This window comes from Kitasatospora sp. NPDC001603, from assembly GCF_040298365.1.
Classification (GTDB): Bacteria; Actinomycetota; Actinomycetes; order Streptomycetales; family Streptomycetaceae; genus Kitasatospora.
Window position 1 is genome coordinate 56,846 of record NZ_JBEPAA010000043.1, and the last position, 14,478, is coordinate 71,323.

15 protein-coding genes and 2 pseudogenes are annotated in these 14,478 nt (G+C 71.0%); 6 read left to right on the plus strand and 11 right to left on the minus strand.

Annotated features, from left to right (window positions below):
- Positions 1–353 precede the first annotated feature (353 nt).
- Positions 354–1,157: pseudogene (locus ABT263_RS25185) on the minus strand (MFS transporter); the annotation flags it as partial.
- Between the two features lie 42 nt (positions 1,158–1,199).
- Between ABT263_RS25185 and ABT263_RS25190 the strand changes: the two are divergent.
- The 3 genes from ABT263_RS25190 (at position 1,200) to ABT263_RS25200 (ending at position 4,439) form a co-directional block, all read left to right on the plus strand.
- The gene (locus ABT263_RS25190; RefSeq protein WP_352293470.1) at positions 1,200–1,697 is read left to right on the plus strand and encodes a DUF4259 domain-containing protein; all 498 of its coding nucleotides are present in this window, start codon (positions 1,200–1,202) and stop codon (positions 1,695–1,697) included.
- A 553-nt stretch (positions 1,698–2,250) separates the two neighbouring features.
- Positions 2,251–3,489 carry a cytochrome P450 family protein gene (locus ABT263_RS25195; protein ID WP_352293473.1) on the plus strand — a complete coding sequence of 413 codons (1,239 nt, stop codon included), beginning with the start codon at positions 2,251–2,253 and terminating at the stop codon, positions 3,487–3,489.
- 353 nt (positions 3,490–3,842) lie between these two features.
- A complete protein-coding gene (locus ABT263_RS25200) occupies positions 3,843–4,439 on the plus strand; it encodes a hypothetical protein (RefSeq protein ID WP_352293476.1) in 597 nt (198 codons plus the stop codon).
- A gap of 54 nt (positions 4,440–4,493) precedes the next feature.
- Here the strand turns inward: ABT263_RS25200 and ABT263_RS25205 are convergent, their stop codons facing one another.
- From ABT263_RS25205 to ABT263_RS25235, 7 genes and pseudogenes are all read right to left on the minus strand, one after another.
- Entirely contained in the window at positions 4,494–5,117 is a 624-nt protein-coding gene (locus ABT263_RS25205; RefSeq protein WP_352293479.1) for a hypothetical protein, read from the minus strand.
- Between the two features lie 183 nt (positions 5,118–5,300).
- Positions 5,301–5,405 (minus strand): annotated as a pseudogene (locus tag ABT263_RS25210) (LexA family protein); the annotation flags it as partial.
- 60 nt (positions 5,406–5,465) lie between these two features.
- Positions 5,466–5,708 (minus strand): hypothetical protein, encoded by a 243-nt coding sequence (locus ABT263_RS25215; RefSeq protein WP_352293482.1) that lies wholly within the window; start codon positions 5,706–5,708, stop codon positions 5,466–5,468.
- Between the two features lie 487 nt (positions 5,709–6,195).
- Entirely contained in the window at positions 6,196–6,504 is a 309-nt protein-coding gene (locus ABT263_RS25220; RefSeq protein WP_352293485.1) for a hypothetical protein, read from the minus strand.
- Positions 6,501–7,304, minus strand: coding sequence for a hypothetical protein (locus tag ABT263_RS25225; RefSeq protein ID WP_352293488.1), 804 nt, complete (start codon positions 7,302–7,304; stop codon positions 6,501–6,503). The genes ABT263_RS25220 and ABT263_RS25225 overlap by 4 nt, the downstream gene beginning before the upstream one ends.
- A 227-nt stretch (positions 7,305–7,531) precedes the next feature.
- The gene (locus tag ABT263_RS25230; RefSeq protein WP_352293491.1) at positions 7,532–7,969 is read right to left on the minus strand and encodes a PIN domain-containing protein; all 438 of its coding nucleotides are present in this window, start codon (positions 7,967–7,969) and stop codon (positions 7,532–7,534) included.
- Between the two features lie 101 nt (positions 7,970–8,070).
- The gene (locus ABT263_RS25235) at positions 8,071–8,331 is read right to left on the minus strand and encodes an AbrB/MazE/SpoVT family DNA-binding domain-containing protein (RefSeq protein WP_352293494.1); all 261 of its coding nucleotides are present in this window, start codon (positions 8,329–8,331) and stop codon (positions 8,071–8,073) included.
- 332 nt (positions 8,332–8,663) lie between these two features.
- Between ABT263_RS25235 and ABT263_RS25240 the strand changes: the two genes are divergently transcribed.
- Entirely contained in the window at positions 8,664–9,452 is a 789-nt protein-coding gene (locus ABT263_RS25240; RefSeq protein WP_352293497.1) for a hypothetical protein, read from the plus strand.
- Positions 9,449–10,339: a tyrosine-type recombinase/integrase gene (locus ABT263_RS25245; RefSeq protein ID WP_352293500.1), complete on the plus strand. Its 891-nt coding sequence runs from the start codon at positions 9,449–9,451 to the stop codon at positions 10,337–10,339. The genes ABT263_RS25240 and ABT263_RS25245 overlap by 4 nt, the downstream gene beginning before the upstream one ends.
- Here ABT263_RS25245 and ABT263_RS25250 read toward each other — a convergent pair.
- On the minus strand, positions 10,317–10,790 hold the full coding sequence (locus ABT263_RS25250) for a phytanoyl-CoA dioxygenase family protein (RefSeq protein WP_352293503.1): 474 nt from the start codon (positions 10,788–10,790) through the stop codon (positions 10,317–10,319). The genes ABT263_RS25245 and ABT263_RS25250 overlap by 23 nt on opposite strands.
- Positions 10,730–11,398, minus strand: a complete 669-nt coding sequence (locus tag ABT263_RS25255; RefSeq protein WP_352293507.1) for an ATP-binding protein — start codon at positions 11,396–11,398, stop codon at positions 10,730–10,732. The genes ABT263_RS25250 and ABT263_RS25255 overlap by 61 nt, the downstream gene beginning before the upstream one ends.
- 85 nt (positions 11,399–11,483) lie before the next feature.
- Here ABT263_RS25255 and ABT263_RS25260 point away from each other — a divergent pair, with 85 nt between their 5' ends.
- The gene (locus ABT263_RS25260) at positions 11,484–12,827 is read left to right on the plus strand and encodes an NsdA family TPR-like regulatory protein (protein ID WP_352293510.1); all 1,344 of its coding nucleotides are present in this window, start codon (positions 11,484–11,486) and stop codon (positions 12,825–12,827) included.
- A 232-nt stretch (positions 12,828–13,059) separates the two neighbouring features.
- On the opposite strand, the gene ABT263_RS25265 is transcribed toward ABT263_RS25260, so the two are convergent.
- The gene (locus ABT263_RS25265) at positions 13,060–14,067 is read right to left on the minus strand and encodes a hypothetical protein (protein WP_502885858.1); all 1,008 of its coding nucleotides are present in this window, start codon (positions 14,065–14,067) and stop codon (positions 13,060–13,062) included.
- Between the last annotated feature and the right edge of the window lie 411 nt (positions 14,068–14,478).

The window sequence follows — 14,478 nt, forward strand, 5'->3', positions numbered from 1 at the left end:
TGGTGTCGCCGTCGTCGGGGTGGCGGTCGGTACGGGCAGCCTCGGTGCGGTAGAAGGCGACCTTGGCGGTGAAGGGTCGGCCCCGGACGAGGTCGTGGGCGTCGTGGGCGGCGAGGGCGCTCAGCTCCACGGTGAGGCACGCGAGGTCGTGCAGGCGCATCACGTCGCTGGCCTGCTCGGCGGTGACGCCCATGTGCGCGGCGACGATGTGGGGCATGAGTTCTGCGGGGACGTCGTGGGCGACCGGGACGCCGCCCACCAGGAATGTGGCGCGGGAAGCTTCGTGGTGCTCGGCATGCCGCGCCGCGATCGAGTCGGCTGGGGAACGGCGCCAGCGCCTGGGGTGCGGGGCGTCAACTGCGGGCCGCAGCAGAGGACGCGCGTCCCGGCTCCTTCCGGGCAGCCCGGCCGGGCCGACTGGCGTGCGCGAGCCACCAGGTGGCGGCCAGGCAGATCGCGGCCAGGAAGAACAGAACGCCCGGCACCATCCGGACCTCGAAGAGCTCGATGGTCCTGCCCAGCGCCGGTCCGGCCGCCACCCCGCCGACCATGGACGCGGCGATCACCAGCGCGCCGGCCCGCCGCGCGGCCGGTACGGCGCGCCGCAGCCACGGCAGCCCGGTGGGGAAGATCGGCGCGATGAACAGGCCCACGCCCGCGTACGCGTACGGGGCAAGGCCCGGCACCACGGCCGCCAGCAGGCAGAGCGCCATGCCGACGCAGCTGACGGCGATGATGGCCGGCTCCGGCCAGCGCAGGGTCAGTGGTGCGACCAGGAAGCGGCCCAGGGTGAGCATCAGCCAGTAGACGGAGGTCGCGGAGGCGGCGAGTGTGGCACTGTAGCCGACGGTCTCCAGGTGAGTGGGCTCCCAGCCGCCGACGCCGGCCTCCACCGCGACGTGCAGGACGTAGAGGACCACGAACGCGGTGAGCAGGGCGGCGGTCCGGCGCCCGCGTCGGCCCGTGGGCCGGTCGGCCGTCTCCTCGGCCGGGTCGTCGTCCGTCCCGGTGGTCCGGTCGCGCACTCCCGTGAGCGGGATCAGCAGTGCGGCGGCCAGGACGGCGCAGCCCGTGAAGACGGCGGGGTAGCGGTCGGCGCCGAGCAGGCCGATCAGGGCGGGGCCGGCGATCGCGCCGATGCCGAAGTGGGCGTTGAGGCGGGCTTCGCGCTCCTGCGGTAAACGGGCCCTGCTGGCCTCATGACGGCCTTGTCGGCGGCCGCTGCGATGATCGCCGCACAGCGGCGCGAGGAGATCATCATGGGAACCTGGGACATCGGTCCGTTCGAGAACGACATGGCCGCGGACTTCGCCGACGCGCTGGACGAAGCCGCCGAGGACGAGCGCGAGCCCCTGATCCGGACGACGCTGATCCGCACCATACAGACCCGGGACTACCTTGAAGGTCCTGAGGGAGCTGAGGCCGTTGCCGCCGCCGCCCTCATCGCCGCACAGTGCCCACGCGGTGAACCAGTCAGCACAAGCTTCGGCCCCGACGACGCCCTTCCGATCTTCGCCATTGATCTTCGGTCGCTCGCCGTCGAGGCGCTCGACCGTGTGGTTGCCGCGGAGTCCGAGCTCGCCGACCTCTGGGACGAGAGTGTGGACGGCCCGAAGTGGCGGCAGGCCATCAGCCGCATCCGTTCCGTCCTCGCGCCTGAGCCTGAGCCTCAGGAAGACCGACTCTTCGATCTCTAACCGAGTAACCCAGTGTTACCGGGTCACGGAAGTTGAGCCAGAACCCGAAGCCGCTCACCGGCAAACTCGCCCCACGCACGCCGAGTTGAATTCCTCACGAGGCGCCACCGAGTGCTACTGTCCGCCCTCGCGGGCAAGGACGACCAGCTCCAGCGCCTCCGCCCGGAGAGAAGTACGTTCAGCCGTCCCCCTCCCGTGCTGGTCCCCGGGCACGGGAGGGAACGGCGCCAGGAGCATCATCCCCCTCCCCCGCGGCTGAGCACCTCGTTTCGGATTGGCCAGGGACGCTACTCGTCGTCGGACCAGGACTGCCCCTTGAGGGCCTCGGTCTCCCGCCATCCGGGATGTGGTGCGCCGGCTTCCCGCCTGGCGGGCTCGTCGCCCAGCCGAGCGGCCACAGCGTGGAGGAACGGCGTGCTCTTTGCCTAGCGTGCGGGTACGACACGCCTCTCGGGATGTTTGCCGGAGCTCATCGGGAGGTCGACCGCTCCGCCCGGGCCCGTCCGGTCCCCCGGGCGCTTCCCCACCCGCTGCCTTCGAAGGAGTGCATGTAATGTCCCGCCTCGTCCTTGACCCCACGGGTTCCAGCCGCGACGCCGAGAGTGCTGTCCTCCACAGCGCGGCGGCGACCCGCGTCGACATCCTCGGTGTCCAGGCCTGGGCCGTCGCCGGCCCCGCGGTCCTCAAGGCGCTGCTCATGGATTCCCGCGTCTCCAAGGACGCCCGCCGACACTGGCCCGGGTTCCCCGCGGTGACCGCGACGTGGCCGCTCACGCTGTGGGTGGCGGTCGAGAACATGTTCACCGCCTACGGCGCCGACCACCGGCGCCTGCGCCGCCTGATCAGCAAAGCGTTCACCGCCCGCCACATCCACGCCCTCCGACCGCGCATCAAGGAGCTGACCTCCGCCCTCCTCGACGACCTCGCCACCACACCCGCCGGCGAGCCGGCCGACCTGCGCGAACGCCTCGCCTACCCGCTCCCCATCCAGGTGATCAGCCACCTCCTCGGACTGTCCGCCGAGACGACCGGCGACCGCGACTTCCGCCGCCTGGTCGACGCCGTCTTCGACACCACCCTCACCGCCGAACAGGCCCACGCCAACACCACCGCCCTGTACGCGGTCCTCGACGAGCTCATCGCCGCCAAACGGACCACCCCGGCCGACGACCTGACGTCCCTGCTCATCGACGCCCGCGACACCGACGGCGACGGCGACGCCCTGACCGAGCAGGAGCTGCGCGACACCCTCCTACTCGTCATATCCGCCGGCTACGAGACCACCGTCAACCTCATCGACAACACCCTCACCGCCCTCCTCACCGACCCGGGCCAGCTCGGCCATATCCGGGCCGGCCGCGCCACCTGGAACGACATCGTCGAAGAGAGCCTGCGCCACAACGCCCCCGTCGCCCACGTCCCCCTGCGCTACGCCATCGACGACATCGCACTGCCCGGCGGCATCACCATCCCGCGGGGCGACGCAATCCTCGCCTCCCTCGCCGCCGCCGGCCGCCACCCGGACCTGCACGCAGAGAGCGCACACACCTTCGACGCCCTGCGCGCCGTCAAGGAACACCTCGCCTTCGGACACGGCGTCCACCACTGCCTCGGCGCGCCGCTCGCCCGCATGGAAGCCGAGACAGCCCTCCGCCTCTTCTTCGACCGATTCCCCTCCGCCACCCTCGCCCCCGAACCACCGCTACGCCCCCTGCAGTCCCTGATCTCCAACGGCCACCGGGAGCTTCCGACCAACCTCGGTACTCCCTCCGCGGCATCGGCCCCCGCATAGCGGCGGTGGTACCGCGAACCGCCGACCCGCCCACCCGGGGGGCGGCGCCCCCGGCCCGAGCCGCCAGACTCACCCGGAATGGGCCGCAACCGCTGCCCCGCCTCCACAACCTCGACACGCACGCCTGGGAGCCGGTCACCGCCGAGGCCCTGGGCCTGCCCTGCAGGCGAGGTTGAGGTGGACGGACAGCCGCAAGCGCCTGGGCCGATGAAGGCGCCAGGCGGCTGCCGGTCCCGTCCAGTGGCACCACGGAAGACCACCGACAGCCACCCGCCTGAGTACGGGTACTCAGGCGCCGGTCCGGGCGGCCCACCTATGGTGGCGGTACGAAGCGGGACCGGGGAGGGCCTGGAGTGTTCGACAAGGGGTTGGCGAAGGGCTGTCTGGGGGCGGTGGTGGGCCTCGCCGCCACGGTCGCTGTCCTGCTCCTGCTCAACATGGGCGTGTGGTGGTACATCGGGCTCGACGACCCGTACACACCCAAGTTCGGCCCCGAGCACGTCCGCTTCACCGCGGCGGAGTTCCGGCAACGCAGCGAACAGGCCCTTCAGGACACGGTCGGTGAGTTCGGCACGGATCTTGCGCTGAGCGATACCGGCTACACCGTGCAACGGAATCCGCCACGTCCCAGTGACGAGCTGAGCAGGCTGTCCCTCGTCGACCGGCAGCTCACCGCCCGCGCCACGATAGCCGCCTCCCGGCGCCGGGAACTGGCGGACGGCATTGCCGCCAACTGGCAGGCGCACAGCTACAAGAAGGACAGCTGGCTCTCGACTCCCACCGAACGGGAGAAGGGCCCGGACTACAAGTTCAGCGCGGAATCCCCCGAGGGAATCAGGGTCTACGTCACCCTCGCACCAGGACCCGACCAGACGCTCACTCTCACCATGACCATCCGCGGCGACGGCGTCGAGTACACCCCCGACTCCGTCCAGCCCACCACGAGGTGACGGCAAGGCGGTCTGCAAGGCCACCGTGCTCGCAACTACGGGGCGAGCCAGAATCTACTGCCCACGGATCTGCGGCAGCGCGTCGACCTCCAGCGTCTGCGCGCTGCTTACGGAGCTTCTCCCGATCCGGGGTAGCCACCCGAACACCGCGAGCAGCTCCTCGTAGCGGGCGACGGCGGTGGCCTCGGTCCGGCAGCGCCGGTCGGTGCAGGTCGTCTCGGCGTGGACGGTGAGGAAGCCGGCGTCGTCGGCGGTGATGGTGAGCGGCAGGCCGGCGCCCGGGAGCTCCCGGCGGCACGGACGCAGCTCGGCCAGCTCCTCGCGGGCCTCCTTGTGCAGGCCGGGGTAGCCGCCGACCTCGGCGAGCCGATCGGCGGTGACACCTCGCTCGTAGGCGTGCACCACCGAGGCCGGGAGCTGCAAGGCGGACGCGCTGCTCACGGCGGCCTGCTCCGTGGACCGGCGGACCCCGACCCCGGGGTAGGCCGGGTTGTCGCGCCAGCGCTGCGCGGGGGTGACCAGCTCGGCGGCGCCCTCGCCGCCCAGCAGGGAGGCCGGGGCCGTACCGTCGGCCTGGTCGGCAATCTCGGCGACCCGGGCCAGCCTGCGCTGCAGGGCGCGCCGGGTGGATTGGTGCAGGCCGTCCTTGGCGAGTTCCTCGTGCTGGCGAGAGCGCACGAGGCCGACGAACTCTTGGTGGCGGCCGCCGGGCCGAGGTGGTCCGAGCGTCCCATGTTCTCCTGCCGGGGCGGTGCCAAGTACGCTGTGGGACAGAGGTGTTGGTGGTCCGTCTTCCAGGTGGTGCGACGATCCCGCTGATCGCGATGGACTGCCCTGCCGGGTGGAGGCCGCGCGGCTGGGTCACAGGCGGCGCAGGACCGCCACGACCTTGCCGAGGATGGTGGCGTTGTCGCCGTTGATCGGCTCGTATGCGGGATTGTGCGGCATCAGCCAGATCCGGCCGTCCTGGGATGGGGCCCGGCGTGCTTCGAGGTGTTCGACGCCGTCACGCGCCGGGCGTGCAGGCTACCGCCGCTCCGCCTCCGGCGCCGGCGCGAGACGGGCGGTGTTGCGCTCGGCCCAGAGCAGCACCCCATACAGCTCGGCCGCGTCCGGCATCGAGTCGGCGCCGCCGTGCCGCTCGTGCAGGCGGCGGATTTCGTCGACCAGGTCGCCGGGGCGTTGGAGGGCGAGACGGGTCGGGGGCTTCCTGAGCGGAGCGGTGGCCTGCGCGCGGGCGGCGGGGCTGATGCGGCGTCGGGGGGTCACGACCCCGATTCTCGCGGATTCACAGACTGTGAACCGATTGATCACCACGATCGAGCGTTGGCTGCGACTTTGCGCCCGGCTTCTGCTCCGGGCACGCCCAGCGGGCGCCGATGGCGGAGTGGGCGTAGCCAACGGCGACATTCGGCTGCCCCAATCAGCTCGGGCAGGGTTTGGTGTGCCAGAGCGTGTCCTGATACCAGTGGACCTCGTCGCCTACCCCAATAGGCTGCTTGCAGTGCGGGCAAACGGGCGGCTCCTCGTCTTCAGAACTGAAGAACGGCTTGCTGTAGTTGAAACTCCTCGGCATCCCGCGAGCGTACAACCACATGACATTCACTGTACGGTGCGCTGCGTCCCGCGCATCCGGATGTAACGCCTGGGGCCGGGCAGGGGGCGTCTGCGCTGGCCAAGTAGCGTGCGAAGCTTGGCCACCTACGCAGCACAGTCACATTGACTCACAGGAGCGGCAGGGCGTAGCTCTGGGCGCTCAGGCCGCGATGGACCGCCTCTCGATGACGCGCCGCCGGGCCCGCTGGCCCTTGCCGAGCAGAACTGCGCGCATCAGCCCTTCCTCGACCTCCGGTTCGTCGGAGAGCAGCCGGGAGGCACTGTAGGCCAGCAGTGCTTCGGCGCCGGTCAGCCTCTCCCCTGCTTCCCAGGCTGCTCGGCGTTCGGTCAGGTGCTCCAGATCGAAGTCGCTGATGTCGCCGGTTCGGCCCCGCGGGACTCGGGCCTGCTCGGCGAAGTAGCGGCGGACGGCCTGTTCCGCGAGTTCTTGGTCCATTGCCGCTGTCACTTCTCCTCCTCTTCCAGCAGCACGATGGTCCGGAGCACGCCGGCGTCCAGCATCGCGCGCGTTCGGTGCTGGCCGTTGATGAAGCCGCCGCTGCCGTCCGGGACGATCGCCACTCCCATCCGAAGCAGCGAGTCCACCGCGGAGCGCTGCCAGTCGTCCACGCCAGCCGCAACGGCCCGCTGGTGGGCGAACTTGGCCATGCCCTTCACCGTGACACCTGCTGTGGTCGCCTCCGCGAGGATTGTGAAGGCCAGCTCGTTGGCGGCCTGCCAGTCGCCGCGGTGGTACCAGCAGCAGCTGCGACCGCCGCGCCCCGGCCGGGGCGTGCCGGTGGTCATGCACTGCACGCGGAACGGGTGCGGAATGCCCAGGTCGGCCACGTTCATCACCCTGAACCGGAGTTCGGGCACTGGCGGGAGTTCACGGGGGACGTAGCCCTCGCCCCGGTCCTCGGCCACCGGCGTGCCCACCAGCTCGGCCAGCTGGCTAGGGGTGATCGTGCGCCACCGCGGGGCGCCGACACGATACGGCTCGGCCCGCTCGAACGTGACCAGCTCGAACTCCGCCGTCCCCCACCTCGTCTCGTCGTCGTACAGCTGCCGCTGCACCCACAGCGGGGGCAGCGCCTCGTCCGGGCACAGCCGCTCCCACACGGCCTCCACGTAGTCCTCGCAGGCGTTGGTCAGGCTTGCGCCTTCGTAGAGGGTAGCCGTTGCTACCGCGACAGGCCGGTGGCCGTGGGCGGTGAACAGCTGCAGCCGGAAAGACGTCTCGGGCCGGTCCGCGCGCGGCCGGAACATGTGCTCGTCCATAACGCATGCCCGCGGTGAAGCAGCAGCTCGAAGTTCCGCGCGGAGGTCATCATCCATCCCCTGATCATGCCGGTCCGGCCGCGCCAACGGAGGGCGTTCCGCACACCGCACGCGATGCCCGTCGGGCCCATTCCGGCGTTCGCCCCCTGGGGAGCGAGTGCCAATGCAGTGGGCCCCTGACCAGCTGGTCAGGGGCCCACTGCATCCTGAGGAGGTCAGCGGAAGAGCTTCACCGGCACGTTGACCAGGTGCGCGTACTCGACCCAGAGCCGGTCTCCCGTGATGGCCGGGAGGCCGAGGTGCTCGGCAAGGGCGAGGGCCTGACCGTCACCGCGGGCGAGAGTCCGCTTCTTCTCGTGCTGGTCCTTCTCCTGGTGGGAGATGTGGACGAGCTCGGCGGCCCTGGCCACCTGGTCCAGCGTGATGGTGGTGACCACCGTGAGGCCGAGGAGCCGCAGACGCCCGATCAAGTGCTCCGGAGTACCCGGGTAGCCCTCACGCAGGGCACAGCGGACGACCTCGGTGAGATTGTCAGCGCCGATCACGCCACCCCTGACCAGGGTCCTGGCGGTTTCAGCGCCGCTCTCGCCGAAGAGGAAGGCGTTCACGACGCTGGCGTCCAGGACGGCGGCCTGCGCGTTGTGTTCAGACAAGGGGGTCTCTCTTTCTGGGATCGTCGCCGGTTGGAGGCGGCAGGCTGTGGACAACAGCCCGCCATCGCTCTCCGAGCGGCGTTGAGGTGGAGTTGAAGAGCTCAAGCACGGTCGTCGTCCTCCCGATCGGCGCGAATCGCAGCCACAGCGTCCGTTGGACGCTGAATGCTGGCGAACTCTGCAAGCAGCCCGTCCTCAATCGACTGGACGGACTCGATCGCGAAGACACCTGGACCGACCACCCGGATCACGACCTCCTCGCCTTCCGCCACGCCGGCGGCGCGCTGCAGAGCAACCGGAATCGTCAGTCGTCCTCGCGGACCAATCTTGGTCCGCGTGGGCTCCTCGTCGACGCTGCCCATGATCTTCTCTCCTTCCCCCTTACGGGGATCCCGCCCCATAGCCACGCCTTGTGGGATGACCCATAGGTGGGGCCGTGAAGCACGAGAATGATACACCGTGGGCCACTAGCTAGATCAATTCCACACCTGTCGACATGACCCACAACTCAGCAGGTCGCCCTCAAGTTTGACAGGTAGCGGATAACGTCTTGTTATCCGCTACCCAAGGGACCTGAGTCCCCTGTCCTCGAACCGAGGACAGGCGGGGCGAGCCGTCATGGAGACTTGACGGATCTCGCTCGGCGTCATGCTCGCTTGACGACCTGCGGGGCGTAATGGAATCCTGACGATTTGTGACGATGCCTCAGCTCGACCTCGACGGACACCGCTTCCAGCCCCAGCCCGTCCTCGACCTGGACGACCAGCACGATCCCTACGACTCCTATCCCGGGCTGCTGGTCGCCACCTGCTCGTGCGGCTGGACCGGCGCCGAGCCGAAGATCCCGCGCGCGGCCCGCCGACGGGCCGCCTCCGACGGCGTTCCCGCCGCCGAGAAGGCCGCCTTCGCCAGCGTTCCCCCCGCCGAGCGGGCGGCCGAGGCCGAGTGGCGCACCGGCCACGCCGCCGCGCTCGCCACCACCGTCCCGCCGGCGGCCCTCGCCGACGCCGTGCACACCGTCGCCGAACAGCTGGAGGCGCTGATTGAGGACGACAAGCCGATGGCCGCGCTCGCCGCCGTCCGGCTCGCCGGCGGAGGCTTCCCCGACCAGACCCGCACCGCCGCGCAGCGCGCCTCGTACCTCGACTACTCCTGGGCGCAGATCGGCGAGGCCCTCGGCCTGTCCAAGCAGGCCGCCTGGGAGCGGTACGGCAAGGACCAGCCGCCGCAGCCGCAGGAGGACCCCGCCGAGCTCAGCCCGCAGGAAGAGGCCCTGCTCCGCGCGGCCCTCGCCGAGAGCGGCGACTGGGACACCCGCCGCGCGGTCGCAGCCCTGGGCGCCGCCGGCCACCAGGTCACGGACAAGCGGGCCCGCGAGATCCTGCGGCGGCTGCAACGCGCCGGGCTGCTATTCCGCGGCAACCCCGCCCGCGCCGTCTACACCCTGCGGGCCAGCGCCCGCACCGCCGGGGGTGAGCGATGACCACCCACCAGGTAGACCGGTCCGGCCACGGGCCCGCACCGGCGCTGCCCTCCTCCGCGCTGCAGGACGCGGTCTTCAAGAAGCTGATGGCCGACCTCGGGCGGGTGCAGACCGGCCAGACCGGCCAGGAACGCTTCTACACCCCCCGGGCCGAGCTCCTCGCCCGGGCGGTCACCCCGGACACCTTCCTGCTGGTGCTCCAGTGTATCTCCTCGACCCGTCGCGCCTCGGTGGAGACCAAGCGGAACTACGTGGACGACGTCCGCCGGGTCTGGGCCGGCTACGCGGCCGAGCTCGGCCACGAGCGGCTCTTCGTCGGCTGCTTCACCGCCGAGGACATCACCGCCTGGCGGATCTGCGCGGAGGCCCAGGGACTGCGTCCGACCACGATTGCCCGGTACCTGCGCTCGCTGTCCTCCATGCACGTCTACGTCGCCGAGCGCCGCGAGGGGGTGCGCAACCCGGTGCTGCGCGACGACCTGCCGCGGATCGACAAGGGCAACTCCTCCTCCAGCACGCCGGTGCTGGAGGAGGCGGAGATCCAGGCGCTGTACGCGGCTGCCGAGACGGGCCTCGACCTGACCGTCGTCGCCCTCCTCCACACCCTGGCCGGTCGGGTCTCGGAGATGTGCGCCGCCGACGTGTCCGCTCGGATCGAACGCGGCCGCCGCTCCTTCCTCGACGTCACCCGTAAGGAGAACAAGGAGCGGATCCTGCCGCTGTCCACCTTCACCGCCGAGCTGCTGGACACCCAGACCGCCGGCCGCACCGAGGGGCCGCTGCTGCTCGACTCCGCTGGGAAGCGGCTCGACCCGAGCGACGTCGACCGGATCCTGACCCGGCTCGGCCACCGGGCCCGTGTGCTCAGTCGAGGGTGGCGTCGCTGAGGGCCAGCCAGGCAGAGACGGACCGGTCGGGGTCGAGTTCGACCCGGGCGTCGATGCCGTCCTGGTGCCAGGGGATCTCGAAGGCGCGGTTGGGCCACTTCACCACGAGGAAGGTGTTCTCCACGGCAACGTCCGGCCCGATGGCGTCCTGGACGGCGGCCAGCAGGTGCGGGGCGCGGACGGCGGCCCGGGCCCAGTCGGCGGCCAGGTGTGGGTTGCGGACGATCTCCTGGCTGCGGGCACGGTGCTCGGCGACGAGCTGGGCAGCCCGGGCGCGGGCGGCCCCGGTGGTGGACCACTCGATGCCGGTCCGCAGCCCGCGGCGGCCGAGATCCCATCGGCGCTGGTCACATCGGTTATCAGGTCTCGCCCCTTCGGCGTGGTGGCGGTTCAGGCGGCGGTGCGGGGACGGGTACTGCCGGGCACGAACGGCGGCCGTATCGGGGCCCACCCGGGGCGTGGTAGCACGCGCAGGGCGGCCCGCACCGCGCGGCGCGGGGTGGCCATGAGCTGGCGCCGGGTCACCGGCTGCTCGGGAAGGGCCAGCTCCGCCCAGACCCGCGTGCCCCGCTCGGTCCGCTCGGCCCCGTGAGCCAGGGCCAGGTGCTCGACCAGCTCCAGCCCCCGGCCGCTCTCCCCGTCCGCGCCGACCCGCTCGCGCCGGGGCAGCGCGATCGAGCCGTCGTAGACCTCGACCAGGACCCGCCGCAGCGAGACACTCACGTAGACGGCGACGGTGAGCATCGGCCGCTGGGTGTGCCGGACGGCGTTGGTCACCAGCTCGGAGGTGACCGTGTCCAGCGCGAGCCGGGAGTCCTCGTCGAGCCGGACGCCCCAGCTGACGATGCGGGCCCTCACCCTGCGACGGGCGACGGGCACGGAGACCGGGTCTCGGGTCAGGAAGAAGACATGGGAGTGCACGACCACGGTGAGGAACCCTTCGGCGCTGGCCTGGAGAGCGGCACCGGCCACCCGGGAATGGACGAGCGGGTGGGCGGTGCCGCCGATCGTGAAGCCGAGGCGGTCCGCCGCTTCCGGGGCTCTCGCTCGGCCTGACATCAAGTCAACAGGTGTGCGCTGGGCGTGAACACGGTAGAGACACCCCGGATGCTTGAAACCCTTGAAACCTGGCCCGGGGGCGGCGATGGTGGCACGCGAACGGACACCGAACGGCAAGCTCGCGGCCCTGGTCGCCGAGTGCCGGTGGGCGAGCAACGGCGAGTTCGCGCGGGCGGTCAACCGGGCCGGCACCGAGGCCGGGTACAAGCTGCGGTACGACGAGTCAGCCGTCTCGCACTGGCTCTCGGGCACCCGCCCCATGGCGAAGTACCGGACGGTGGCCCTGGAGGCACTGACCCGCCGCCTGGGGCGGCCGGTCACCGCGTTCGAGGCGGGCTTCGCCGATGAGCCTGACGTTCAACCCCAGTCCACGGATACGGTGGCGGGACTGATCGATTTGGGGGTTGTGGACATGGACCCATCGCGCAGGGGCGTACTCGGGGCGGGCCTGTACTCGGTCGCCCTCACCATCCCCGGCTGGCCCGACCACCTCGGGCGGTTCGAACGGCTCAAGACCGACCCGCACACGCGGATCGGCATGGCCGAGGTCGAGTCCGTGATCGCCATGACCGAGAAGATCAGCGAGCTGGACGACCAGTTCGGCGGCCGGACCGCCCGCCCGATGGCCGCCGCGTTCATGGTCAACAACATCGCCCCGTTCCTCAGGGCCACCGCCTCCGACGAGGTCCGCAAGGCGATGCTGTCGGCCGCCGCCGACCACCTCTACCTAACCGGCTACATGGCCGTGGACGAGCGCCTGGACCTGCTCGGCCAGAGCTACTACACCAAGGCCCTGGAGCTCGCTCTGGCGGCCGGCGACCACCTGACCTACTGCACGACCCTGCGGGGCATGAGCGTCCAGGCCGTCGAACTCGGCCACGGCGCCCCCGCGTTGCGGTACGCCAACGCCGCCGCTGCCGCCTCACCCGAGGCTGGACCGAGGATGCGCGCGTTCCTCGCCGGCCAGCAGGCCCACGCCCTCGCCCAGACCGGCGACCGCGCCGGCGCCCTGGCCATGCTCCGCGCGGCCGAAGTCTCCATGGAACAAGCCGAGTCCAAGGCCAAGGCCCACGGCTCCTACGACCCAGCCTCGCTCTCGTACCACGTCGCCCAGGTCAACTACGAACTGGGCGACCGCGAAGGCGCGATCCGCGCCCTCCAGCACTCCGAGAAGGTCCGCCCCGCGGTGTACCGGCGTGCCCGTGTGCGCCACCGTGCGATGCTCGCGGAATGGCAGCTCGAAGCCGGCCGCCTGGAGGAAGCCGTGCAGGGGTGGAACCTCGCGCTGGACGACTTCCCCCATGTCCAGTCCGGCCGGGCCGACGACCGCTTCCGCACGATGCTCTCAGCGACCCGCCCGCACCAGCGCAACCCCCACGTCCGCGAACTCCTCGACCGCGCCCGGCCGATCGCTCCCCGTCCGGCCTGAGCTACCCCAACGAATCCGGCGTAACGGTCGCACCCCCCGAGGTCCTCCAGCTCCGCACCCGGGCGGCCGATCTGGTGACCCGGGCCCAACAGCGCGCTTGCTGCTGAGGTTGAATGTGTGACGTCGGTCAGCCATGTGTGATCAGGGGGCGTCCTGGTCCCAGCTGCGACTTGGTCGATGACTACGCCGTCTACGTCGAACCCAACGTCTGGTCCGCACTGCCCCTGACGGGTCAGCACCCTCGGTCGTAGATCGCCTGCAGCCACGGTTCCCTGACGGCGGGCATCCGCGCGAGCGTGTACCGGAACGCCTCCCTGGACGGCTGGAACGGATACCACGGGTGCGGCGGCAGCGGGTCGTCCCGCTCCACGCCGGTCGGCAGCCCGCCGACCGCCGGCAGCCGGGTCCGGTGCGGCGGGAAGGCGAGCTCGGCCCAGAGCGCGGCATCCGTAGGTACCGGCACCGCCCCGGCACGCGGCTGCCACACGTCTCCGGTCTGCGGATGAACCGGCACCAGCACCAGGTCGCTGGTCGGCTCGCCGAACCCCGGCCCTGCCAGGTCGAGCCTCTTCGCACCTTCCCCTGCGGGCAGAAGCGCACCGAGTGCCCGGCCGAGGAGCTCAGCGACCGGTCCGGGCGCCGCCTCGACCGGCACGCCCCCGGCAGCCACCACCACCTGGGCGAGAGCCACTCCTGCCGGGATGTCCCGGTACTCGCTCAGCCGATGCCACAGCGCCCCGGTGGCCAGCAGTTCCGCCCAATCCATGACCGGCCGCTCCGGCGGGCCGGGCAGTCGCACCACCGCTTGCGGGACGAGCCGGACTACCTGCCAGCATCCGCAATCGTCCATCCTCGTGCCGACCGGCAGATCGCAGCCCAGGCAGGCAAGGTTCGGTCCGTCCCTCCCGTCGATCCCCATGCAGTAGCCCCCGGCCCGCTCGAGGATCAGCCCGGTGCCACGCATGTCGCCGGGCGCGAGGAGGACGGTGTCCGACGGCCCGTCAGACAGTGCGCCGAACGGCGCGAAGCGCCCCCGCTCCGCCGCCTCACGCGCCCCGACCTCATCCCACTGCCGCCACGGCGGCCCGTAGGGTGCTGGGTCGACGGCGTAGGTCCCGGCTTCCAGCAGTGGCGGGTGCAGCTTCTCCCAGTGGGTGTCGGCCAGGTGGATCGGCAACGCCACCTCCGACACTGCCACCGTCAGCGCCACACCGCAGCCCGCACACCCGAACACCGCCAAGCCTGTCCCCTCACGCCGCCGAAACCTCTGCATCCCACCAAGCAGGCGGACCGGGGAGCAAGGGGTTTTCAGACGACATGCCCCACTGATAGGCGAGCGGGCCTCGACGTCCCGGTCGCAGGCTCAGACTGGATCATGACTGGGGCTCTCCGGCGTCGGTGCTGCAGCAGGCGATTTGGCTGAAGGTGGGCAGGCCGAGGTGAACGACGGTCGACGTGCGGGCCTTCTCCGCGTCGATTTTGGGCGATCTTCTCTTTGGCCGCAGCGAGACTGGTCTCGAGTATTTCGATCTCCCCGAGCCATCCTTCCCGCTCCGCTGAAGCTCCACCCTGCGGCTGGACACTCTCCGTCTACGCCGCGAGGGTGTGACCTTGCAGGTGCCGCTGGCGGATCTCGAGGGGCGTGAGGTAT

Coding starts and splice junctions, on each gene's coding strand:
- ABT263_RS25260 (WP_352293510.1), top strand. CDS start 11,484: ATGGTGGCACGCGAACGGACACCGAACGGCAAGCTCGCGGCCCTGGTC.
- ABT263_RS25235 (WP_352293494.1), bottom strand. CDS start 8,331: ATGGGCAGCGTCGACGAGGAGCCCACGCGGACCAAGATTGGTCCGCGA.
- ABT263_RS25245 (WP_352293500.1), top strand. CDS start 9,449: ATGACCACCCACCAGGTAGACCGGTCCGGCCACGGGCCCGCACCGGCG.
- ABT263_RS25195 (WP_352293473.1), top strand. CDS start 2,251: ATGTCCCGCCTCGTCCTTGACCCCACGGGTTCCAGCCGCGACGCCGAG.
- ABT263_RS25225 (WP_352293488.1), bottom strand. CDS start 7,304: ATGTTCCGGCCGCGCGCGGACCGGCCCGAGACGTCTTTCCGGCTGCAG.
- ABT263_RS25255 (WP_352293507.1), bottom strand. CDS start 11,398: ATGTCAGGCCGAGCGAGAGCCCCGGAAGCGGCGGACCGCCTCGGCTTC.
- ABT263_RS25190 (WP_352293470.1), top strand. CDS start 1,200: ATGACGGCCTTGTCGGCGGCCGCTGCGATGATCGCCGCACAGCGGCGC.